The organism is Nitrosopumilus cobalaminigenes (assembly GCF_013407145.1).
GTDB classification, from domain to species: Archaea; Thermoproteota; Nitrososphaeria; order Nitrososphaerales; family Nitrosopumilaceae; genus Nitrosopumilus; species Nitrosopumilus cobalaminigenes.
Window position 1 is genome coordinate 53,091 of the sequence record NZ_CP026993.1, and the last position, 25,781, is coordinate 78,871.

At 34.1% G+C, this 25,781-nt stretch carries 12 protein-coding genes and 1 tRNA gene; 10 read left to right on the plus strand and 3 right to left on the minus strand.

Going from position 1 to position 25,781, the window contains the following annotated elements; translation table 11 throughout:
• Positions 1 to 12 precede the first annotated feature (12 nt).
• The 5 genes from C5F47_RS00345 (at position 13) to C5F47_RS00370 (ending at position 16,645) form a co-directional block, all read left to right on the plus strand.
• Positions 13 to 2,169, plus strand: coding sequence for a LamG domain-containing protein (locus tag C5F47_RS00345; protein ID WP_179360929.1), 2,157 nt, complete (start codon positions 13 to 15; stop codon positions 2,167 to 2,169).
• On the plus strand, positions 2,123 to 2,866 hold the full coding sequence (locus C5F47_RS00350) for a hypothetical protein (protein WP_179360930.1): 744 nt from the start codon (positions 2,123 to 2,125) through the stop codon (positions 2,864 to 2,866). The genes C5F47_RS00345 and C5F47_RS00350 overlap by 47 nt, the downstream gene beginning before the upstream one ends.
• Positions 2,835 to 3,050 carry a hypothetical protein gene (locus tag C5F47_RS00355; protein ID WP_179360931.1) on the plus strand — a complete coding sequence of 72 codons (216 nt, stop codon included), beginning with the start codon at positions 2,835 to 2,837 and terminating at the stop codon, positions 3,048 to 3,050. Before C5F47_RS00350 ends, C5F47_RS00355 begins: the two co-directional genes overlap by 32 nt.
• Before the next feature lie 203 nt (positions 3,051 to 3,253).
• A complete protein-coding gene (locus C5F47_RS09855; RefSeq protein WP_425489567.1) occupies positions 3,254 to 12,283 on the plus strand; it encodes a beta strand repeat-containing protein in 9,030 nt (3,009 codons plus the stop codon).
• 114 nt (positions 12,284 to 12,397) lie between these two features.
• A complete protein-coding gene (locus C5F47_RS00370) occupies positions 12,398 to 16,645 on the plus strand; it encodes a putative metal-binding motif-containing protein (RefSeq protein WP_179360936.1) in 4,248 nt (1,415 codons plus the stop codon).
• 32 nt (positions 16,646 to 16,677) lie between these two features.
• Here the strand turns inward: C5F47_RS00370 and glyS are convergent, their stop codons facing one another.
• Both glyS and C5F47_RS00380 read right to left on the minus strand, forming a co-directional pair.
• The gene (gene glyS / locus C5F47_RS00375) at positions 16,678 to 18,135 is read right to left on the minus strand and encodes a glycine--tRNA ligase (RefSeq protein WP_179360938.1); all 1,458 of its coding nucleotides are present in this window, start codon (positions 18,133 to 18,135) and stop codon (positions 16,678 to 16,680) included.
• A gap of 31 nt (positions 18,136 to 18,166) precedes the next feature.
• Positions 18,167 to 19,006: a deoxyribonuclease IV gene (locus C5F47_RS00380; protein ID WP_179360940.1), complete on the minus strand. Its 840-nt coding sequence runs from the start codon at positions 19,004 to 19,006 to the stop codon at positions 18,167 to 18,169.
• 83 nt (positions 19,007 to 19,089) lie between these two features.
• Here C5F47_RS00380 and C5F47_RS00385 point away from each other — a divergent pair, with 83 nt between their 5' ends.
• From C5F47_RS00385 to C5F47_RS00405, 5 genes are read left to right on the plus strand one after another with little or no spacing between them, the layout of a single operon-like run.
• Entirely contained in the window at positions 19,090 to 20,115 is a 1,026-nt protein-coding gene (locus C5F47_RS00385; RefSeq protein WP_179360941.1) for a DNA primase, read from the plus strand.
• Positions 20,115 to 21,236 carry a DNA primase small subunit domain-containing protein gene (locus C5F47_RS00390; RefSeq protein ID WP_179360942.1) on the plus strand — a complete coding sequence of 374 codons (1,122 nt, stop codon included), beginning with the start codon at positions 20,115 to 20,117 and terminating at the stop codon, positions 21,234 to 21,236. Before C5F47_RS00385 ends, C5F47_RS00390 begins: the two co-directional genes overlap by 1 nt.
• A 47-nt stretch (positions 21,237 to 21,283) precedes the next feature.
• Positions 21,284 to 24,139, plus strand: a complete 2,856-nt coding sequence (locus tag C5F47_RS00395) for a UPF0182 family protein (RefSeq protein WP_179360944.1) — start codon at positions 21,284 to 21,286, stop codon at positions 24,137 to 24,139.
• Positions 24,140 to 24,682 carry a type 1 glutamine amidotransferase gene (locus tag C5F47_RS00400; protein WP_179360946.1) on the plus strand — a complete coding sequence of 181 codons (543 nt, stop codon included), beginning with the start codon at positions 24,140 to 24,142 and terminating at the stop codon, positions 24,680 to 24,682. It abuts the gene before it with no gap.
• Between the two features lie 34 nt (positions 24,683 to 24,716).
• Positions 24,717 to 25,679 carry a tetratricopeptide repeat protein gene (locus tag C5F47_RS00405; RefSeq protein ID WP_179360947.1) on the plus strand — a complete coding sequence of 321 codons (963 nt, stop codon included), beginning with the start codon at positions 24,717 to 24,719 and terminating at the stop codon, positions 25,677 to 25,679.
• On the opposite strand, the gene C5F47_RS00410 is transcribed toward C5F47_RS00405, so the two are convergent.
• A tRNA-Gly gene (locus C5F47_RS00410) sits at positions 25,680 to 25,753 on the minus strand.
• Between the last annotated feature and the right edge of the window lie 28 nt (positions 25,754 to 25,781).

Sequence of the window (25,781 nt, forward strand, 5' to 3'; positions counted from 1 at the left end):
CTCATTTTTTACATGACAGAAAAAAATCGATATTGCAAATTTTTGTTGTTTTTTGTAATTATTGGTATCACATTTTCTTTTCCTTCATCTTTTGCAATAGAAACTAACCAAGAGTTTTCATTAGAAAACCAAAACAATGTTTTAGAAAATTTTGAAAATAACGAAATTCAAATTCAACATGTTTTAAAATTACAAGAATCAATTAGTGTTGCACAAAACAAACAAAATTATGATAAATTAAATTCCCCAGCTGAAAAAATTGGAGTCATAAAACTTTCTGAAAATATTTCAGTTGATTCAAATGATTATGATTATCCAACAATCATTAATGTTAAACATCAATCAGATAAACAAACAACAAAAGAAAGAATTTACAATTCAGAGAAATTTAAATTTGATTCAAAGTTAATTGATTTTCTTGATAATTCTATTTTAATCCCACATGACAATATTTCATCAAATATAATTGAAATTTTTTCAAATGATAAATTAAATCTTGAAATACAAAAAGCTCATAATATTTTCTTTGATGATGTCGATCTATCTAATATTTATAATAATTTACAAGATCCGACTTTATCAATTTCTGAATTCACTGGAAATATTCAATCCCAAACTTTAGAAATTATCTCCGATGTTTCTGATCCTAACAATCCTACAACATTTTTGTTGTTGGCTCCTCTTGCTGGAGTAGTATTAATTTTCAATGAAAAAAATAATTTTAAATTAAAAATTTCTAGACAAACACAATCATCTGCATTAGCTTTCTTAATTTTATTTTCAGCTGTCAGTATACCACTTTCTATTTCAGATAATTATTGGGGATCACAACTTGCTTTTGCTGAAACAAATTCTACAAATAATGAATTATTGTCAATGCAAAATGTTACAGAATCTGTTGATGATATAATTTCTGAAACAATTCAAGATAGTTTTATTGAATCAACAAACACTACATCATTCCAATTCATTAACATGACAGCTCCATCTACAACTGAATCTACAACTGAATCAACTGAGCCTGTTAGTTCAATTAACATAGAATCTATTCCAACTGATTCCTTTTTCATTGGTGATTACATTGTAATTCGAACCAACATTGCAGAAAATTATGAGCCTGTACATACTGATTCAGCCTCTATCAGTGATTCTATTCTATTTTTCACAAATGGAACAAAATCCGCATTTGATTTCACAAAAGATTCTCTTTCAACATTTTCTATCAGTGATTCAATTGTATTTTTCACAAATGGAACTCTAGTTGAGCCTGAAAGTGTTCCTGCTGAAATAATTTCCATCATTAATGAGCCTGTACATACTGATTCAGCCTCATTATCTGATTCTATCAGCCTATTTGTCACAAATAATCTTCCTGAGGCCGATATTACACTACTAACTGATGAAACAAATTCTAATCAAACATCTGTTAGCCTCAATGGCAATGATGATTATATCCAGTTCTCAAACTCAACCGTAACTGATGTTGTATCAGAACTAACTATTTCAGGCTGGGTAAATCCTGATTATTCACAGGGATCACAAGAATTCACAGTAATCAGTAAAGAAAATCAATTTGCACTATCAATTAACAACATCATCACGCCTGAACAAATTGCCAAATTCTCTATCTTTGATGGAATTTCTTGGAGTTCTGTTGAATCATCAGAGCAAATAGGCGAAAACTGGACTCACCTTGCTGCCACATTCAATGGAACCCAAATTCAGATATACGTTAATGGTAAATTATCCGCATCTCAAACTCTACCTGGGCAGGTTACTCTTGTAAATGGTTCACTAACTACTGCCTCTATTGAGACCATTTCTTCTGATTCTGATATCTTAATTGGTGGATATTTGTATTCAAGCAAAGGCAATGGTACAGTCTCAAACGAGTTTGCAGGCCAAATTGACAACATTTCGTTATATGATGAGCAACTAAATGAAGAACAAATCTCATCAATCTACGCAGAAAATCATGATTATTACAACTCCATGCCTGGAGATGAATTAGATTTAGATGCTATTCTCAAGGAAATCATTGCAATCCAGACTAATTCTACTCAGTATAAGCAAATTTTATCCGACTCAGCCTCAATCTCTGATAAAATAGTCGTAATCTCAAATGGTACCTACTATTCCAGTGAGCCTAAAAATATCTCAAATGGTTGACTCAGCCTCAATCTCTGATAAAATAGTCGTAATCTCAAATGGTACCTACTATTCCAGTGAGCCTGGAGTCACAACTATTCTAGGAAATACTGCATATATGGCAGATTCAGCCTCAATCTCTGATAAAATTCTATTAATTACTCAGCAAGAAGCAATTATGCCTAGCATTCTAGGTGAGGATTTGCTAGTTTCCCCAGTAATTTCAGGCTCAGGCACAAATTTCATGATTAACCAGGATGCCATCTTTGAGTTTGAATTCTACGATGAAAATGATGCATTACTAGTGGAATTAGCAGAATTAGAATACACAGCCTCAGTTTTGACTGGTGAGACTCTAATTTCATCAGTCGAGATCGCTCCAGTCGATACCAACTCTACTACAGTCGAGATCGCTCCAGTCGACACCAACTCTACTACAGTCGAGATCGCTCCAGTCGACACCAACTCTACTACAGTCGAGATCGCTCCAGTCGACACCAACTCTACTACAGTCGAGATCGCTCCAGTCGACACCAACTCTACTAATCCAATTTCTAATTTTGTTGGAATGTTGTTTGGTTTGAAATTGGTACAATTTGCAGATGCCAAAAAGATGAGTTCTGATGAAAAAATAGATTATGATCTTGCCACTGCAAAATCAAAAATTTCTGATATCAAATCAAAGATTGCAGATCAAAAAGAATTCAAAATTAGATAATGAAGATAATAAAGAAAACAAAAAGGAACTCAAAGAGAACAAACAACTAAAGAAAGAGCTAAAGAAAGAACTTAAAGAAATAAAGAAAGATCTAAAGAAAGAACTCAAAGAAATCAAAAAGATTGCAAAACAAATGCAAAAATCTGAGAAAAAATCTCAATCTGACAAACTAGAAATTCCTTAGCAATTGTAAATCAATTTAGTGACATTGCAGTTAATGCAACACAAAAACAAACATGGAAAGGATTACAAATTGAAATTAAAACAGAGTTTTACAATGCAAATGGAAATCTTACATCAATAGACTCTGAAATTACAAAATCAAGAGCAGGTCTCTATGATATAAAATTATTAGCTACTGATATGATGAAACCAGGTTCATATACAATGAAGACAACATTGATTGTTGATGGACAAGAATTTGTATCTGAAAATGAATTTTCATGGGGATTAGTATCTGTAAATACTGAACGTTCTATTTATCCAATTTATGAAGAAGATGTAGTAGTTGAAATTGTAGTTCTTAATGGAACCGGTGTACCTGTTTGTGATGCACCAATTACAATGAAAATTACTGATCCAAATGAATCAATTACTACACTAACTTCTGATGATGGAATTAGTCCAGGTAAATGTGGTTTATACTATTCAAATTATGAAACTGCAACAACTGTTGGTAATTATACAATTGATATTGAAGCTGAAACAGAAAATGGATTAGTTGATTTTTCTACATACTTTTTAGTTCAAAACAACTTTGATTATGACATTTTACGTTCAACTGATAGTGTAATTGATCCTTTCTTTAAATCAAATGAAATTGAAGTTGATTTAGAAATTATTTCTTATGTAGGAAATAACCCTCTTACAATTAGAGAATATGTTCCATCATTTTTCGAAATTGAAACTGAAGGTACTGTTGAAATTATAGGTGATAAAAAAGTAATTTCATGGGTGATTATTCCTAATAATGAAGGTGAAACAGGAAACTTTGGTTATGAGTATTCAGTTCCATTGATATCACCACAACTCTATGCACTTGGAAAAATTGAGATTGAACAAGATGGAGTTCCACTATTTATCGAAGGAAGAAACTGGTATGTCGCAATAGATCCATTTACTATTGAAACTAACATTGCTGCTGAAGAAGATAGACATTCTAATACTGGTATGGGTAATGTTGTAATCAATTCTACACATGTTTATTCATTTTATGCTGATGACAGTGACGATGCATTTTATAGAATCTCTGAGGATAGAGGACAAACATGGGAATCTGAAGTCAGACTTGATGTAGGTGGTGGTACACATAATAAAATTGAAGTTTGGTATGAACCATGGACTCCTGGTCGTACAAATGAAATCATTCACATTGTACTTTTAGAAATGGGCTCTGCTGAGACTCTAGAATACATAGAGTTTGATCCACATGCTCCTGATGCTGATTATACTCCAACAAATACTGCCGGAGCTTCCGGCATTGATTGTACCTCTGCATGTTTTGGAGGTTTAGGAAATGCTAATGATGCATCTATCACTGTTTCATCAAATGGAATAATCTATGTAGCAACTGTTGATGCTACAGTTCCTGCAACAGGTGTAACTAATGTAATGCAATGTGATTCTGTAAATGATGATTGTATGAATGAAGATAATTGGGCTACTGCTGGAACTAGTACAGAACCATGGAATGATAGTGAAAACGGAAATGATTCTGTAACATTACTTCCACTAACTGGAGGAGATGGTGAAGAAATAATGATTATTCGTCATGATCATGGAAATGCAAATAATGTTGAAGAACAAATTTGGGATGATGGTGCTTGGTCTGGAACTTGGACACAGCTTCCTGGTGGTAATAGTGGTGGCGCTGATTGTGATGATACTGGTACTTACAGACATCATAATGGTGGAATTGTTAATCCAAACACCAACGAAATTTGGTTTTATTGTATTGATAATCCTCTAAATTCAGGAAGTGACATGAGATTTTGGAGTCATGATGGTACAATTACTACTGGCGAAGCTGCCTCTGATAATATTGGAGGTTGGACACAATTAACAGACATTCAAGAAGGTTCATCAGGTGATAAAACTGATTTGTCTTTGGGTATTGATCTTGATACAGATACGATTTATGCTGCCTGGCTTCAAGGATCTTCTGACACTTCAACTCATCTATGGAAGGCCGAATATGATCAAGCTGGTGACACATGGAGTACTCCTGAACAATTAACTACTGTAGCAGCACAATATTCTGGCATTAGACTAACTATGGCATCCAATCACTTTTTGTATGCTAGCTATATTCAAGTTGCATCTCCTGAGGATATGTTCGGACATTGGATCTTCCAGAGAATCTACTTGACTGATTCAATTGAAGTCACAACTGTTCAAAATAGAAGAGTAATAATTCAAAAGAGTGATTCTATAGATCTTTCTGACTTTATTCCACAAAAGATAGTCAATTTAGAAAAATTAGATATTACTAATTTGTCTGATTCTATAGTAAAAATCGTTACTTTAGAAAAATCTGATTCACTTCAAGTTACTGATTCTATTGATAAAATAGTTACAAAAGAAGTGTCAGAGACAATTGATGTATTTGATTCAATAATAAAATCTGTCAATATTGAAAAATCAGACTCTATCAATGTTTTGGATACTATTGCTAAAGTTCTAACTATTGAAAAATCTGATTCACTTGCAATTTCTGATTCTATCAGAAAGATACTCATCAAACAAGTGTCAGAGACAATTGATGTATTTGATTCAATAATAAAATCTGTCAATATTGAAAAATCAGACTCTATCAACATTACAGATGATATTGCTAAAGTATTTTCTACCTCTTTTACTGATGCAATTTCTATCTCTGACTCTATCAGAAAAATACTTGTAAAATCACTTGATGATTCAATTATTCTTGTTGAAAATATTGCTACTGAAGCATTATTCAATTTATCCTTAAATGACTCTATACAAGTTGTCGATGACACTAGTACTGAAGCATCCATCACACAATCTCTATCTGATTCTATCTCAGTAACTGACAACCTAGTTACTTCCAAAGTAATTGTTCAAACCCTTTCTGATTCTATCTCAGTAACTGACGCAATCAACACTGAAGCATCCATCACACAATCTCTATCTGATACTATCTCAGTAACTGACGCAATCAACACTGAAGCATCCATCACACAATCTCTATCTGATACTATCTCAGTAACTGACAACTTGATCTCATCTGCAGTCATCACTCAAACCCTCAATGATAACATCTCAGTAACTGACAACCTAGTTAGCACCAAAGTCATCACACAATCTCTATCTGATAACATCTCAGTAACTGACAACCTAGTTAGCACCAAAGTCATCACACAATCTCTTTCTGATGCTATCTCAGTAACTGACGCAATCAACACTGAAGCATCCATCACACAATCTCTATCTGATAACATCTCAGTAACTGACAACTTGATCTCATCTGCAGTCATCACTCAAACCCTCAACGATAACATCTCAGTAACTGACAACCTAGTTAGCACCAAAGTCATCACACAATCTCTATCTGATAACATCTCAGTAACTGACAACCTAGTTAGCACCAAAGTCATCACACAATCTCTTTCTGATGCTATCTCAGTAACTGACGCAATCAACACTGAAGCATCCATCACACAATCTCTATCTGATAACATCTCAGTAACTGACAACTTGATCTCATCTGCAGTCATCACTCAAACCCTCAACGATAACATCTCAGTAACTGACAACCTAGTTAGCACCAAAGTCATCACACAATCTCTATCTGATAACATCTCAGTAACTGACAACCTAGTTAGCACCAAAGTCATCACACAATCTCTTTCTGATGCTATCTCAGTAACTGACGCAATCAACACTGAAGCATCCATCACACAATCTCTATCTGATAACATCTCAGTAACTGACAACTTGATCTCATCTGCAGTCATCACTCAAACCCTCAACGATAACATCTCAGTAACTGACAACCTAGTTAGCACCAAAGTCATCACACAATCTCTATCTGATACTATCTCAGTAACTGACAACCTAGTTAGCACCAAAGTCATCACACAATCTCTATCTGATACTATCTCAGTAACTGACGCAATCAACACTGAAGCATCCATCACACAATCTCTATCTGATAACATCTCAGTAACTGACAACTTGATCTCATCTGCAGTCATCACTCAAACCCTCAACGATAACATCTCAGTAACTGACGCAATCAACACTGAAGCATCCATCACACAATCTCTATCTGATAACATCTCAGTAACTGACAACTTGATCTCATCTGCAGTCATCACTCAAACCCTCAACGATAACATCTCAGTAACTGACGCAATCAACACTGAAGCATCCATCACACAATCTCTATCTGATACTATCTCAGTAACTGACAACTTGATCTCATCTGCAGTCATCACTCAAACCCTCAATGATAACATCTCAGTAACTGACGCAATCAACACTGAAGCATCCATCACACAATCTCTATCTGATAACATCTCAGTAACTGACGCAATCAACACTGAAGCATCCATCACTCAAACCCTCAACGATAACATCTCAGTAACTGACGCAATCAACACTGAAGCATCCATCACACAATCTCTATCTGATAACATCTCAGTAACTGACAACTTGATCTCATCTGCAGTCATCACTCAAACCCTCAACGATAACATCTCAGTAACTGACAACCTAGTTAGCACCAAAGTCATCACACAATCTCTATCTGATTCTATCTCAGTAACTGACAACCTAGTTACCACCAAATCTATCACTCAAACCCTCAACGATACTATCTCAGTAACTGACAACCTAGTTACCACCAAATCTATCACACAATCTCTATCTGATAACATCTCAGTAACTGACAACTTGATCTCATCTGCAGTCATCACTCAAACCCTCAACGATAACATCTCAGTAACTGACGCAATCAACACTGAAGCATCCATCACACAATCTCTATCTGATAACATCTCAGTAACTGACAACCTAGTTACCACCAAATCTCTCACTCAAACCCTCAACGATAACATCTCAGTAACTGACGCAATCAACACTGAAGCATCCATCACACAATCTCTATCTGATAACATCTCAGTAACTGACAACTTGATCTCATCTGCAGTCATCACTCAAACCCTCAACGATAACATCTCAGTAACTGACGCAATCAACACTGAAGCATCCATCACACAATCTCTATCTGATAACATCTCAGTAACTGACGCAATCAACACTGAAGCATCCATCACTCAAACCCTCAACGATAACATCTCAGTAACTGACGCAATCAACACTGAAGCATCCATCACACAATCTCTATCTGATAACATCTCAGTAACTGACAACTTGATCTCATCTGCAGTCATCACTCAAACCCTCAACGATAACATCTCAGTAACTGACAACCTAGTTAGCACCAAAGTCATCACACAATCTCTATCTGATTCTATCTCAGTAACTGACAACCTAGTTACCACCAAATCTATCACTCAAACCCTCAACGATACTATCTCAGTAACTGACAACCTAGTTACCACCAAATCTATCACACAATCTCTATCTGATAACATCTCAGTAACTGACAACTTGATCTCATCTGCAGTCATCACTCAAACCCTCAACGATAACATCTCAGTAACTGACGCAATCAACACTGAAGCATCCATCACACAATCTCTATCTGATAACATCTCAGTAACTGACAACCTAGTTACCACCAAATCTCTCACTCAAACCCTCAACGATAACATCTCAGTAACTGACGCAATCAACACTGAAGCATCCATCACACAATCTCTATCTGATACTATCTCAGTAACTGACAACTTGATCTCATCTGCAGTCATCACTCAAACCCTCAATGATAACATCTCAGTAACTGACGCAATCAACACTGAAGCATCCATCACACAATCTCTATCTGATACTATCTCAGTAACTGACGCTATTGTAAACAGTAAATTCTTCATCAAGACCTTATCTGATAACATCTCAGTAACTGACGCAATCAACACTGAAGCATCAAAGACTCAATCTCTATCTGATAACATCTCAGTAACTGACGCTATTGATACAACTTCACAACAAACTATCATTCTATCTGATAACATCTCAGTAACTGACGCAATCAACACTGAAGCATCCATCACACAATCTCTATCTGATACTATCTCAGTAACTGACGCTATTGTAAACAGTAAATTCTTCATCAAGACCTTATCTGATAACATCTCAGTAACTGACGCAATCAACACTGAAGCATCAAAGACTCAATCTCTATCTGATAACATCTCAGTAACTGACGCTATTGATACAACTTCACAACAAACTATCATTCTATCTGATAACATCTCAGTAACTGACGCAATCAACACTGAAGCATCCATCACACAATCTCTATCTGATACTATCTCAGTAACTGACGCTATTGTAAACAGTAAATTCTTCATCAAGACCTTATCTGATAACATCTCAGTAACTGACGCAATCAACACTGAAGCATCAAAGACTCAATCTCTATCTGATAACATCTCAGTAACTGACGCTATTGATACAACTTCACAACAAACTATCATTCTATCTGATAACATCTCAGTAACTGACTCTATTGCTTTTAGAGGTGAATTTAGTATTGAAGCAAGATCTGATGCAACTACATTACAAAGTGGTGCAGTATACCTTATTTCACCAAGTCCATTTACTGGTACAGGAACATTATCTATTACAGATGGTGATGGCAATGACTCTGATGCAACTGCAGGAATTATAGCAGTTAGCAACGCTAGATTTGGCGATTATGATGTTGAAATGACTACTGTTCCTGCAACTTTCAATGTTACAGTTAATGCTACATCTGTTTCTATCTGGAATGCAGATGCAACACCATTAGTCACATTCACCTTAATTTCACAAGCAGCAGTTGTGATCAATTTGGATCCATTAATTGTCACAACTGCTCCAATACTCAATGCAACACATTCAACAACACTATCCAATGCCAATGCTAAACTTGTCAACCAAACAGAATCTTCAATTACTACAACAGATGGTTTACCTGAAATAGTTGGTGTTGGAAAGAACAACACTTCAGGAATTACTTCTGCAACAACTAAACAGTCTAACATCAAGTTTGTAAAGGATACAACTACGGGTTCTACCGGTAAATCCCTTCAACAATCATTTGGAATGCCAAAATATAACATGGCAAAAGATAAGGATCTTACCGTTATGTTGCCAGCAATGGTCACAAAGGAATCTACAACAAGACAGGTGATTGCCACTCCGCTATATGATAAAGTAACCCCTGGACAGAGAATGATTGTTCCTATCGAGTCTTCTCTTATTCCATCATTTGGAGGTGTATCAAAACTTGATATCACATCAAAATCAACTGCATCATCCACTGGAACATTTAGCAATGACTGGATTGTAATTGAAGTCGATGATGATTTAATCAACACTCCTACACTTGCAAGCAGTGGAATCACAAATGAATTGGAATTATTCATCGATGTAAAATATCGCCATGAAGAGGACACGCTTGGTTTCAACTGGGGTGATGCAAACAACTATGAATCAGATCCAAAACTTACAGTACTTGTTCCAATCCCCACTGATTCTAATATTATCACACTTGAGAACGGCTGTGCAGATGTTCAAGTACACACACTAGTTGGTGAAACATGGTCTGCAGGAATTGATAGAGTACTATCCAATGTTCCATCTACTGACAATTCAGGATTCTGTGAGGTTGAAATAGAGTCAGATCATTATTCCAAGAAATCAGTTTCATCCAGAAGATCTGCATCATCTAGTTCTGGCTCCTCTGATGGTGGAAGTGGAAATAATGGTGGTGGCAGAACCGGTGTCAGTACTGGATATAGTGGTGGCTTTGGTGGCTTCCTTTCAACCCCACTTGCAATCAACGAGATTTACTATGACAAATGTGTCGACAACATGGCAAAGATAATAGTATCAAGTGATGCAGATGCCCCACCAACTGTTAGGGTATCTACTGCAAAGTCCGGAGTTGTAATTGCAACACTATCTGAGGTTCAACCATATGCAAAACTCAATGAATTCTCATCTTTGGATAGATACGTCTATGAGATTCCAATATCATCAGATGAATCATTCTTGATGATTGTGGCAACTGAAGAGAAAGGATCTACAACAAACACAGTACAAGCATCTGTCAAACTATTATCCTGTGAAGGTACAACAGTAATTGTTCCACTTCCAGATGTACCATTACCAGAAACACCTGAGGATGCTCCAAGAATCTTTGACACTAAACTATCCATTGAAAATGGAACCACATATGATGTGAAAGAATCTGAATTCCTATACATCGATGGACAAGACATGTCAGTTTCAGCAATCATTGATAGTGTTGTACAACCACAACGTGTAGAGATTAGAACAATCTCCATGGGCCAGACAGTTGACCAGTATGTTGCAATCAAGATGGATGTAACACCATTGCTAGTATCTAACTCAACTTACGTCGTATCAGGAACAATTCCATCATATCTAATGGCAGAACCCGGAATGACATACTGGATGCACATTACAGATGAGGATGACTCACAATCAGAATCAATACATTACAACATTGGTGTAAAACCAACTGAATCATCTACAGTACGTGTTGAAGTAGACATGCCAACAATCAAAGCATCAGGTACTATAGTCAAACCAGAATTCTACATATTCAATGACGATGTACCATCATACGGAATCGTATCACTATTAGTTGATGGTAAGGTTGTATCAAAACAATCACAATTGTTTGGAACTGGACAGACACATGTAATCTTCAACTGGAATGTCCCACAAGCAGATGGTTACATAGACTATGAGGTACAAGGAATGGTTGAATTGTACGATAACACATTTGCAACTGCATCCTCTGTACTTGCAACACATCCAAAGACTATCACAGTTACAGGTGAACAAATGCCAGAACTACAAGTGATACAAAGAGACGGAACAATACTTGCAGATCCTGCATTGGTATATGCATCAAATGCAGATGATACATTACGATTTACTGTAACTGATCCTGCAGGACAATGTATCATTGGTGCTGGAGAAGAATGTCTTGTAAATGATAGTACAAGGGACAATCGCGGTGGATTAGAAAGTGTACCATACGGTGATCAAATACTCAGAGTTAGATATTCAGGAGCTGACAATTCACTAGAAAGATTCTCAATTACATCAATTGATCCAATTGTTGGACAATGGAATGTAACATTGGAATCCGATGACGGCTTTGTACAACAAGCACATGCATCAGATGACACAACAGTCAAGATAAAGTACAGATATCACAGTGAGACAATGACTGTAAAATCTGGATAATACATGGAATTTTGAGCATGTTTTTTGTCGTTTTGTAAAATTACAAGAAATTCTATTTTCCAGATTTGGGATATTTGCCTTTGCCTTTTATTCCTGAAACAGACAATATAGTATATGCAAAGTAAGGTTGTACTGTTTACACTAGTATTTGGTGCAATTATTTTTGGAGTCTCAGGGTTGATTCCTTCTGCTCATGCAGCTCAACTTCAACTAAATGAAGAAAATTGTACTGATTTGGAAGGATTGTGGAGTACTAGTCCTCTTACCTGTTCAATTCCAGATGGTGTAGAAGCAGAGATTGGACTTGAAGAAGATGAAGAAACAGCTAACATTCTAATCATTTCTGGATTTACTACTTTGAACATTGAAGAAGGTGCGGTTCTAACTGTTTCAGGAGGAATTGAAAATTTAGGAACTATAAATCTTAGTGGAGAAATGTCTGTTGAAGAAGATGCAGGAATTTTAAATCAAGGCACTTTTAATATTTTAGAAACAGGACAATTTGATAATTACTTTGAGTTTAGTGGTTCAGGGGATGTAAACAACTCTGGTATACTAAACAATAATGATGATGGAGAATTCACAATTAGTGGTTTAATCAATAATTTTAATACAATTAATGTCAACGATGGTACATTATCAACAGATAATATTTTTTCAAATGATATTGATGGTATCATAAACAATTATGGAAGAATTGATGTAACAACATTAGTAAATGATGGAGAATTAAATAATAAAATTCCAAGTGCTTTTATTAACATTGCAGGAAGTGATACTGAACCTGCATTATTAACAACAACTTCAGGTTCTACGTTTTCTAACTCCGGAACGTTAGATATAGATCCTTCAGGACAATTTATTCATGAAGGTGGATTTTCTAGTTCTCTTACTTCAATAGTCAAATTAGGAGGATTAATCATTAATGATGCTCTATTTACAAACAATGGCTTTCTTGAAATAAAATTTTCAGGAGAACTTCGAAATCTTAGTACTTTTGTAAATGAAGGTACAATGACTTTAACATCTGATGAAGCTCAAATTGCAACTTTTGATGGAACTGATGGAATTATTCTTACAAATAATAATAAAATAAAGAATGAATGTGGTTTGATCCTTGGAAACTGGGAAGGTACAGTTCCTGAGGATCTTTGTGGATTTGAATTAACAATAATTTCACCTAATGTTGGTAGTATTGAATCTGATTTTTCACCTACAACATTTACTGGTGTTGGTCAAGATAGAAACGCCACTGGTTTTCCTGTAGGTGCATCAAACGAAATCGAGTGGTTATCAAATCATGAAGGAATTATAGGCACTGGTTCTCCGCTTATTTACCAATTAACACATCTGGGAACACATCAAATTACTGCATCTGTTTTAGATGAAAATAACAACTTAATCACATCCACTGTGAGCATTCTTGTTTCTCAAGTAGACAATGATGGAGATGGAGAAGTGGTTCAAACAGATTGTGATGATCAGGATCCAAATAACTTCCACGGAAATCCTGAAGTCTTTGATGGTCAAGATAATGATTGTGATGATCAAGTAGATGAAGGATTTAGTGATGAAGACATGGATGGATTTGATTCATCTGTTGATTGTAATGATGATCCATTAAATAATGGATCTGTAATGTTCCCAGGAAATCCTGAAGTTATTGATGGTCTAGATAATGATTGTGTTGGTGGAATTCCAGATAATGAACTTGATACAGATGGTGATTTCCAAATCCCATCCTTAGATTATAATGAATTGACTTGGCTTGGAGATCCATCTGTCACTAGCGGAGGAGATTGTGATGATGGAGATGTTTATGGTGCTACAAGATATTTGGGAAATACTGAGATTGTTGATGGTATACCAAATGATTGTATTGATGGATTACCAGACAATGAAACAGATGATGATAGTGATGGTTACATTGAGGGTATATTTGATGTAACCTTAGCAGAATTTCAAGAAATTTGGCCACTTGTAGAAGGTGATCAAGACTGTGCTGATAATAATGCTGCAAGAAGTCCAGGATTACCTGAGATAGATGGAGATGGAATTGACAATGATTGTGATGGTGTTGTTGACGTTGGTATTACTGACTTTGATGAAGATGGATATCATACTGATGGTTCTGGATTAGGATTTGATTGTAAAGATGATGATTCAACTGTATTTACAGGAGCAACAGAGATAGTTGATGGTTTAGACAATGATTGTGATGGTTTACTAATAGACGAAGAGATTGACCATGATGGTGATGGATACATCTCTGGCATATTTGATCCTCTTGGTGGATGGGATGGATCTTTACAAGTTTTAGGAGAGGCTGATTGTAATGATATTCCAATTGAAGGACTAAACATTTGGCCTGGAGCACCAGAACAACTTAATGGAATAGATGATGATTGTGATGGAATAATTCCATTAAATGAATTAGATGGTGATGCTGATGGCTCTTTTGCTGACTTGGATTGTGATGATAATGATCCTAAACGTTCACCAAACTTTGAAGAAATCGTAGATGGAATTGATAATGATTGTGATGATGTACTACCTTCAAACGAAATTGATGATGATGGAGATAATTTCATAGATGGAACATTTGACATTAATGGTTGGTTTGGAATTCCTGAAGATGCAGGAGACAACGACTGTGATGATACTAACATTACAATGTTCCCTGGTAATTTAGAAATTCTTGATGGATTTGACAATGATTGTGATACTATTCTTTTAGATGAAGAAATTGACAATGATGGTGATGGTCAAGCAGAATATCTAGGCGATTGTGATGATGATGATAAATTCAATTATTTAGGAAATGATGAACGTGATGATGGTAAAGACAATGATTGTGATGGAGAAATTGATGAAGGATTTGATTTAGATGGTGATGGTTTCACTGCTGGTAATGGGGATTGTCTAGATGTAATGGAGACAGATCCTTTGAATCCCTTCTTTGGAGCAAATCCTGTTACAGTATACATGGGTGCATTAGAACTTCCAGATACATATGACAATGATTGTAATGGATTCATAGATGATCTTAATGACAAATTCACAACTCCAGAACTCCAAGAAAATCTTGATGACAAAATCATAAGGGATTATGAAAAACAAGCAGAGAAATTAGAAAAAGAAATTAAAAAGTTGGAATATGAAAATAGAAAACTAGACAAATATGCAGACAAGTATGAAGCAAGAGCAGAACAAGCTTTAGAAGGTGACACTAGAAAGGCAGCATATTACCAGGCAAAATCAGACAGATATGAAGACAAAGCAAATGACGCCCTTGAAGATGGTAAAGAAAGTAAAGCCGCCAAATATCAAAAAACTTCTGATTATTTCCAAGCAAAAGCTGACAGAGCACTAGAGGGTAATCCAGAAAAGGCAACAAAGTATCAGGCAAAAGCCGATGAACTTAGAGCAGAAATTTCTAGTAATGAATCACTAATTGAAATGTATGGAAAGGAAATACTTGTAATTAACATGTCCATAGGCACAATTTCTGTTGATTGGTCACAGACTATTGTATTTACTTATGATAATCTAACTGATGAAACATTTGATGATATCTTAGATGACATCAAAGACAATCTAAAAGAAATTGAAAAATTAGAGGAAAAAGCAGCAAAAGAACAAGAAAAAATTGATAAAGAAATAGCAAAAGGCAATCTCGAAAAAGCTGCAGAACATGAACAACACAAACTTCAAGCACTAGAAGAAATTGAAATACTGGAAGATCTTAACACTGTTCTCAAATGTGCAATAGACTTTACTGAAGAAATGTTATTAGAAGAGGTTGAATTCTCAATCAAAATTAATAGAGACTCTGATGATGCAGAGGAAGGAAATGATTCAGATAATCCTCTAGATATGAAACTAAAAAGTAGTGATCTTGATTTAGTAGAAGAATCTGAATATGTAGGATTACGATTCAATGATATTCCTCTTGTGCAAGGGCAAATAATCAAGAGTGCATACATCCAATTTACATCTGAAGACAAAGATAGTGGCAATTCTGTAGTAACAATTTATGGTCAAGACATAGATGATGCCCCAACATTTACAAATTCTGATGGAGGTATTTCATCTAGAACACTAACAAGTGCATCTGTCACATGGAATATACCAGATTGGGATGATAATAAATCAAAATCTGATCAACGAACATCTGATATTACATCAATCTTAGAAGAAATTGTAAACAGACCAAATTGGTCTGAAGACAATTCAATGGTATTCATAATTACTGATGGTCAAGGTAGTGATAGAGATGCATACACTTATGATGAAAAGTCATCAAAAGCTGCAGTATTACACATTACAACATTATCTGATGATAAAGATGATGATGATTAGAAGTTAATTTTTTGAAAATTTAGTTTTAAAATTTATGGAAATGCAATAAATTCAGAAATTATAGAATCTAATTCAGAAATTTTTATTCTGCTTTGTTCCATAGAATCTCTTTTTCTAATTGTTACAGTTTCATCTTCTAATGTTTGATGATCTACAGTTACTGCAAATGGTGCCCCAATCTCATCTAGTCTTCTATAACGTCTGCCAATAGCACCAGAATGATCTAAAAATGCATCACATTTTCTTTTAATTTGAAGATAAATCTCATCTGTTTTCTCTTTGAGACCGTCTTTTTTGACTAAAGATAATATCCCTACATGCATAGGAGCAAGATATGGCTTTAATGATAGAACAATTCTTTCATGTTCTTTATCATCTTGCAAACTATGTTCCAAAATTGTGTACAAACTTCTATCAATTCCCATTGATATCTCAAATACATGCGGTAATACCTTCTCGTCCTCATCCATAATCTCAAATTTTTGTTTACTTTTTGTTGCATGACTGGTCAAATCATAATCAGATCTGTAATTACAGGCAACAAGTTCTAACCATCCAATTGTAGTTTCAACTTCAAAATCAAATGCAACTTCAGCATAGAATGCTTTTTCTTTATCACCAAGTTTTCTAAACCTGCTTTTTGAAATATCAATACCAGTTTTTTCATAAAATTCAGTTAGTATTCCTAAATAATATGCAACAAACTTGTTTGGAACAACACCTGATTCTACTGCCTCTTTACATGTCATGGAGACCGGTTCAGAATCTGTTTGAACTCTAATTGTCACATTTTCAATCTCTGAAAACTTTTCCATCTCAGTTAGTTTGTTTGGATTACAAAATACTTCGATTTCTGCCTGATAAAATTCTCTTAAACGAAGAAGACTCTGTCTGGGAGCTATTTCATTTCTAAAACTCTTTCCTACTTGAGCAATTCCTAAAGGAAGTTTACCTCTCATAGTTTTGTATAGTCTAGGAAAATCTACAAAGATTGATTGACATGTTTCAGGTCGTAGATATGCCTCTTCTTCTTCTGGACCAATACCAACTTTAAACATCATATTGAAATTTTTAGTTTTATCAAAATCACCCTTACATTTTGGACATTTGATATTATTTTGTGCTATTGCATTATCAAATTCTTCCAAATCTGCACTTTCAGGAATTTCTATCTGTGTAAGTTCTGCAATAGTTCTATCTGCTCTAAAAGTTGAATTACATTTTGTACATTTGATTATTGGATCTGCAAAATTTCCCAAGTGCCCTGAAGCTTCAAAAACTGATTTTGACATTATTTGTGAACCATCAATTTCAAGCATTCCATCTCTTCTGATTAGTTCTCTTCTCCATAACTCAAGAAATTTATTTTTCAAACTGACTCCTGATGGACCATATTCCCAAAATCCAGCCTGAGCATCAGCATATACTTCACAACTAGGAAAGTAAAACCCACGCTCAAGTGCTAGTTTCATTACTGCTTCATAGTCCATTAAAACATCAATTCACCCATGAAATAAATTTCTACGCAAATTCCTTCGCTATTTTGACATTTTCAAAGTCATCCCGGTCATCATCAATTGGAGTCTCTAAAATTATAGGAATTTTTTTCTTATTTGCAAACTTTACTACAGCTGAAATTCCTTTTTCTCCGATACCTCCTAATCCTAAATGATAGTGTCTATCAAGATTGCACCCTAGTTCACCTCTTGCATCATTTAGATGAAGAATTTTCAAATTATCTATTCCTACATGTTTATCAAACTGTGAAAAAGTATTCTTTACATCCTTATCTGTTCTTAAATCATATCCTGCAACAAATGCATGACAAGTATCTAAACAAACGCCAAATTTCTTTGCAGGTTTTAGTTGTTTGAAAATTTCTCCCAACTGTTCAAATTCAGAACCAATAGAATTTTTCTGTCCTGCAGTATTTTCTAATAGTATCATTACATCATTTTTTGCTTTTCCAGCTTTTGTCAAACCTTCGACTAGTTTTTTAATTCCAGCTTCATCTCCAGTTCCTAGATGACTACCAAGATGAGTTACTAAATATGGAATCCCTAATTGTGCACATCTTTCAGATTCACCAATTAATGTTTTAACAGATTTTTCAAACCCATCTTCTTTTGGTGTTGCAAGATTTGGCAAATATGGCATATGTGCACATGTTGCAAATCGATCAATTTTACTTGCCTTTAGTTTTGATTTAAAATTATCAATGTCTTCTTTGGTCAAATCTTTTGCATGCCAACCTCTTGGATTTCTTGTAAAAATTTGAAATGCAGAACATTCTCTTTCAACAGCATTATCTACAGATTTATCAATTGAACCAGAAATTGAAACATGACATCCTACTTGCATAACCAGTATTCCTTAAAACATAATTTAAACCAGAGTCAAAATTCAAAAATCAGATTTTTAAGTAAACTCAGTAAATTACTTTCATGCTTGAACTTGGACAAGATGAAATTGCAAAATACCCCTTTTTGGCTGATGCTGGTCAATATCTTAAAGATCAGGGCTTTTCACTTGAACAGTTTGGTTCAGATCCTGACCTAAAGCACCTAATTGAGAAGGCATATGAGCGAATTAGAGTCGCAGCAGATGGTAAAATCTACAAATCTGATCTGGATGGAGATCATGTATCTAAAGAAGCTGCTTTACCAAGAGAAGTTTTTTCTTTTCTTTTAGCAATTGTTCTATTGAAGCTTAGTGGCATGCATACTCTAATCAAAAGATTTGCTTTAGCTGAGGCAAGACGAGCTGAAAAATATTTAGAAAAAGATCTTGCAAATATTTCAGATGAATCTAAAAATCAACTTGCAATTAGAGTAATAGACGATCTTTTTTCAGTTCAAGTAGAAAAATTAGATGATTTCTTTGTTATTCCTGTTTCTAATTATCTAAAACACTCTATTAATTTTCATGAAAGAGAATGGAAATTAATTAACCGTCATGTAGAAAATGGACAAGTCTATCTTTCTCCACACGAAACTGTTAGATTGATAAGAAAAGAATTAGGAACATACATCAATTCGAAAATTGTTAATGCAAGAACTCCTACAATGATTCCAGGTTTTGAAGATTCAGTAAACAAATTGGTTTCATTATCTAAAAAATTTGTAACCTATACTGTAACTACTGGAGAATATCCTCCATGCATAAAACATGCAATAGAAGTTCTTGAAAAGGGTGAAAACCTTCCTCATTCTGGAAGATTTATGCTTGCAACATTTCTTTTATCAAAAGGACAATCTGTTCAACAAATTGCTCCCTTGTTCAAAAATGCACCTGATTATAACGAACGTGTAACACTTTATCAATTAAATCATTTAGCAGGCACATCTGGTGCTGGAACACAATACTCTTGTCCATCTTGTGAGAAATTAAAAACACAAGATCTATGCTTTGCAACATCTGAATGTGATAACATTATCAATCCATTACAATTTGGAAGGAAGAAAAAATAATGCAAGAAACTGATATACAATTTCTAGAAAATTCTTTTAAAAAATACTATTTTGATCATTTTGATCAAATCAAAGTACCTGAAAGAACCTCTGAACGTGAATTTGGCTATCAAAAATTCAATTCAGGAATGACTCGACATCTTGCCATTAAAGATGATAAAGAATTACATCTAATGCTAATACAAAATATTCCTTCAGACGTTTATTGTTCTAATGCATACTATACATTTCCAAATTTACCAATGAATGAAAAAGATTGGAAAGAAGCAGATCTTATTTTTGATATTGATGCGAAAGATCTTAATTTGCCATGTAGAGAAAGTCATACAGTTTCAATTTGTAACGAATGTAATGAAGTATCAAAAAATTCTTCCCAATGTACAAAATGTAATTCCACAAAATTAGAAAAAAAATCTTTACCTTGTAATAATTGCATTAATGCATCTAAAACAGAAGTTACAAAGCTATCTGAAGTTTTAATTGATGATCTTGCAGTATCAAAAGAAAATATCCATGTTTATTTTTCAGGAAATGAAGGATTTCATGTTTATGTATATGATTCACAATTTCAAGAAATTGGCTCTAGAGAAAGATCAGAGTTAACAGATTACATTTCATTTCGTGGAATCATACCTGAATCTTTTGGAATGAAAAAAATTAAACCAAATAGAGCATCATTTCCTGATTTTGAAGATAAAGGTTGGAGAGGAAGATTTTCAAAATATATTTTTGGATCAAAATCTAAACGCTCAAAAATAATTACAGAATTACTGGCAAATGGTTATTCATCTTTCCAAAAAACTCTAGATGATGCATCTGATAATATTGGTGTAAAAATTGATCCAAATGTAACTATGGATATTCATAGAATTTTTAGATTACCTGGATCTATAAACAGTAAGAGTGGACTTGCAAAAATTCAATGCAATGATTTAGAAAAATTTGATCCATACATCGAAGCATCTTTTCTTAGTGATGAAACTGTAGAAATTTTAGCAAATTGTCCAATAGAATTCAAATTAAAAAATAAAAAATTTGGTCCATACAATAACGAAAAAATTACCATTCCAACATTTGCTGCAGCCTATATGATTTGTAAAAAACTTGCTAGAATAGCTTGATTTTACCGGTAAGACATTAATTTACCAAATCTCAAGAAAATTTAGTTTTGTATAGCGCCTCTACTGATAAGCAAGCTCCTCCTCCTGATGCTGGAAAATACATCAGATTGGGTATTGTAGCCATAATCGGAATAGTGATTTTCACTATGGTTGGTAATCAGGCAGTTATTTTATCAATGAATTTCACAGAATTTGGCGATCAATTCACAAAACCTCTTTACTATACACTAGTTTCGACAATTATTCTTTCAGCGATTGCTCTAGTTCGAGTAAACATTGCAGGAAGATCTTCAATTTTCTGGTATGCCATTAGTACAGGAATTGGATTTTTAGGAAGTGGAGGACAACAACCTATCTCAAATACTTTGAAAAGTTTTAGAGATTACAAATTATCCTCTGCTCAATTTGTAATTTGGCAAATCACAAAGATTTTGCTTTTTGGAGCTTTCTTTGCAAATATTATGTTTGGATTTGCAGCAATGTCATTTATAGATGGAAATACTTTGGGAATAGAAAACTTACCATCATTATTTTCTCTACCATTTGTAACTCCTGAGAATAATCCAAACTATGCAGCTGAAAATGTAGTTCCAATGATTCCCGCTTTAGTAATTTTGATTCCCCCATTACTTGCAGCTATAGGACTTCGTTTAGTATTGTATGTTGGAATTCATAGAATAATTCATGTCATTACTTCCTTTATGCAAGATTCCAATGAAGGTAAACCACGATATCTAAACTATGTATCAACAATTGAAGGAATTATTGGTATTGGTGTAATTTGGGCTGGTATCAATCTCTTCTTTACAGATCAAATTGATTATAACACAAGATATGTTATTGGTGGTACACTTGTTATTGGTTTTGCTTTAATTGCATTTTCGCTAGTTGATAGAATTCGTGCTCGTGTACTAACTCATATGTTTAAGAGAGATGTTTACATCAGATTTTTAACAATTATAGCAATTGCAATTATTATTGCAGGATTTGTATCAGTAAACAACAGTATTGCCGATGCAAAGAAAATTGAATATTTGGGACCATATACTGCACAACAAATTGGTGTAAATCGTTATCTTGGTGAGCTAAATAACGTTCAAGAAAATATTCATGATGTACAACTAACTTCTGTTTCTGCAAACAATATCAAAAATTATGTAAAGCAAAATTCTGATGTACTTGATGTAATTCGAGTATGGGATTGGGAGGCTGCTTTTGCTAAATTAAAGCCAGAGATAGGTCTAATTCCGTATGTAGACTTTGAAGATAATGATATTCTTCGATTTAACAATACATTGTATTGGACTGCTTCAATGAAGCCAATTTTACCAACATCTGTTAGTCTTGAAAATAGATGGTACAATGAGCATCTTGTATATACACATGTTCCAGATGGATTTCTCACTTTAGAGGCTACTGATGGTCAGATTGTTGATAGTAGTGAATTTTTCAAACAAAGAGAAATTTACTATGGTGAAGGTGGATTGTTTGAACAAACCTGGTCAGGTTATCCAAACTCAAGAGGTGATAATAGTGCTGAACTTGGTGGCGTATCGTATTCTGGTTTAGGTGGATTGGATGTATCACCACCACTTAGTTGGATTTTTGAGCCAAACTTTTTGCTTTCATTTCCAGGTGAATCAGTTCACATTATGAGATACAAAGATGTACATGATAGAATGGAAACACTATATCCTTATTTCCTCTATGATTTGTTTGGAAAAGAATTAGATTCCCTTCCTGTAACTGATGGTGAAAATTCTTACTGGTTAATTCCATTAATTATTGGATTTGATACAGGTGATGTTCCTTGGTCTGTTGGTAATCCGTACTTACGTTTAGTAGGTTATGCATTAGTTGATTCCTACAATGGCGATATTCAATTACTGAAAACTGGTGATGATTTCTTTACTGAAATGTTTGCTAGTCAATACTCTGAACAATTCCAACCTATGCCACAATGGTTAGAAGAACAAATTAGATATCCCGTTGAATTATTTAATTGGAAAACAGAGATGTATAATATTTACCACGTAACAAACGTTGAAACTTTTATTCAAGCTAACGAATTTTATGAAATTCCACGTGGTCTTGATACCTATTATGTAGAAGCAAAACCTCCTGGATTTGATCAAACAGAATTTGTTGGATTACTTTCGTTGGAATTAAGAGGTTCTCAAGGTAGAAACCTTGCTGGATATATGGTAGTTGAAAATGATCTTACAAATCTAGGAAACTTGCAATTCTATGAAGTTCCATTAAATTCTACGACTAAATTGATAGGTCCTACCGCAGTGCGAGAAGCATTAGATAGAGATCCTGAATTTGCTCAATTAAAGACCCTTTTGAGAAATCCAAGAATTGGTGATAATATTCTATACCGTGTTGGTGATCATGATATCTACTTTATTCCTGTATACACTGCAGGTGCTGGTGGAGTAGTTGCTCAATTAGGAACTATTGCAGCAGTAGGAGCTGCATTCAATGGCGAATACTTTGTTGGATTAGGTGAAACACAAGAAGAAGCATTTGAAGCATACTTGAAGAAAGTTTCTGGTGTAGCATCTACTACTACTACTGCAGATGATGATTATGTAGAATTGATTCGAAGTGATAGAATTGATATAATTAAGTCTGTATTTGAAACAAATGGTATTTCTGTTTCTGAACCAACATCTATTCAGATCCCATTATCATTTAATGAAGGGGAATTGTTCTTCTTTACTGAAAGTGATCGTGCAGATACTGAAGACTTCTTAAATAAATTCATAGATGACTTTGTAAAACCAAGAACTGACAGAGTCTTCATGTGGCAAGAAGATACTAATCTTAACATTGGAACTGTATTAGTAAAAGATGAACTTCCTGAGATACACTATATCTCTATAGAGGTTGGCAACTAATTGCTACTTGTTGTTGATAATGGTTCTATTTACACAAAAAATTTAACCAATTTTCTTACAGAAAAAAATATTTCTTTTGAACAACAAACCCCTCACTCATTAAATTTAGATTCAATATCAAAATATGACTCATTCATTCTTTCTGGAAGAAGAAGAAATGAAAAAAAGATTAATAAAATTAATTCCAAAATTATCAAACACTCCATTAATAATAATAACAAACTGCTTGGAATTTGCTATGGTGCAGAAATTTTAGCACTATCTTTAGGGGGAACAATTCGAAAATCTCCATCTCTTCAAAAAGGAAATGAATCTATACAAATTCTAATGGATAATTCCATTTGCGATGGCTCAATAGAAGTTTTTGAGAGTCATGGCTATGAAATTTCCAAATTACCTAGAGAACTAGTACCGATTGCTAAATCAAAAAACTGTAAATTTGAAATAATTCAATATAAAAAAAAGCCAATTTTTGGAACTCAGTTTCACCCTGAAATGAGTAAAGATGGAAATGATTTGATAGAAAAATTTTGTTTGCTCTGATTGATTTTAATAACTCTCAAAATTTCTTTAATTTATGGACGAAGAAAATCATGAATTACTTTTACCCCTTGTTGAAGAAGAAAATATTTGCCTCCCATTACCAATAAACGTCGTATCAAAATACTGGAATATTGATTTACCTATGGCAGAAGCCATAGATTCAGCAAAAAAATATTCTGGATTTGATGGTAGTATACTGATTGAAGGAATTGAAACTGCAGAAAGACATGGTTTAACATGTAAAATAGTTCATTCATCACTAACTGAATTAAAAAAAATTATAGATCTTGGAATTCCACCCATTGTAATTCTTCCTGGAATTCCTGAAATCACTCAACATGCATCTGTAATTACTGGTTATGATGAGAATGAAAAAACAATTTTACATTATATTCAGACCGGGAATAAAGAAGGAGAACAACAAGAAGGTGCAATTCCCCAAGATATTTTTGAGAAAGAATGGTCTGAAGAAGGAAAATTACTAATTATTTTAGCTCCATCTGATATTCTTTCATCAATACAACTTGAAAATGATGTAAATAAAAAATCGAATCGCTTATGCTTAATTTCTGAAAAACAAAATATTTTAAAAAATACTACCGAAGCCCTAGAATCTTTAAAACAAGCAGTAGAACTTGATGGAAATAACTCTACTGCATTAAATCTGTTAGGTGCAATGCTAAATGCAGGAAATTCTCCTGACTGTATCAAATATTATGAAAAATGTTTACAAATCAACGGTAAATCATATCTTACTTTTAATGGTCTGGGAAATTTTTATCTAAAAACAAACCAATTTGAAAAAGCAGAAAATTACTATACAAAAGCAATAGAAATTAACCCAAAACGTTCTGCAAAAATTTACAAAAATCGTGCTTATCTTAGAGAAAAACAAAATAATTATTCTGGTGCGAAAGAAGATTTGAAAAATTATTTAAAATATTACCCAAAAGCCCCTGATAGAGGAATAATAGAACAAGCAATTAGAGAACTTTAATGCGGAGTGCGGGATTTGAACCCGCGGCCTTCAGCTTGGGAAGCTGACGTCATACCAGACTAAACTAACTCCGCCTAGAAGAAATTCATTAACTATGATTAA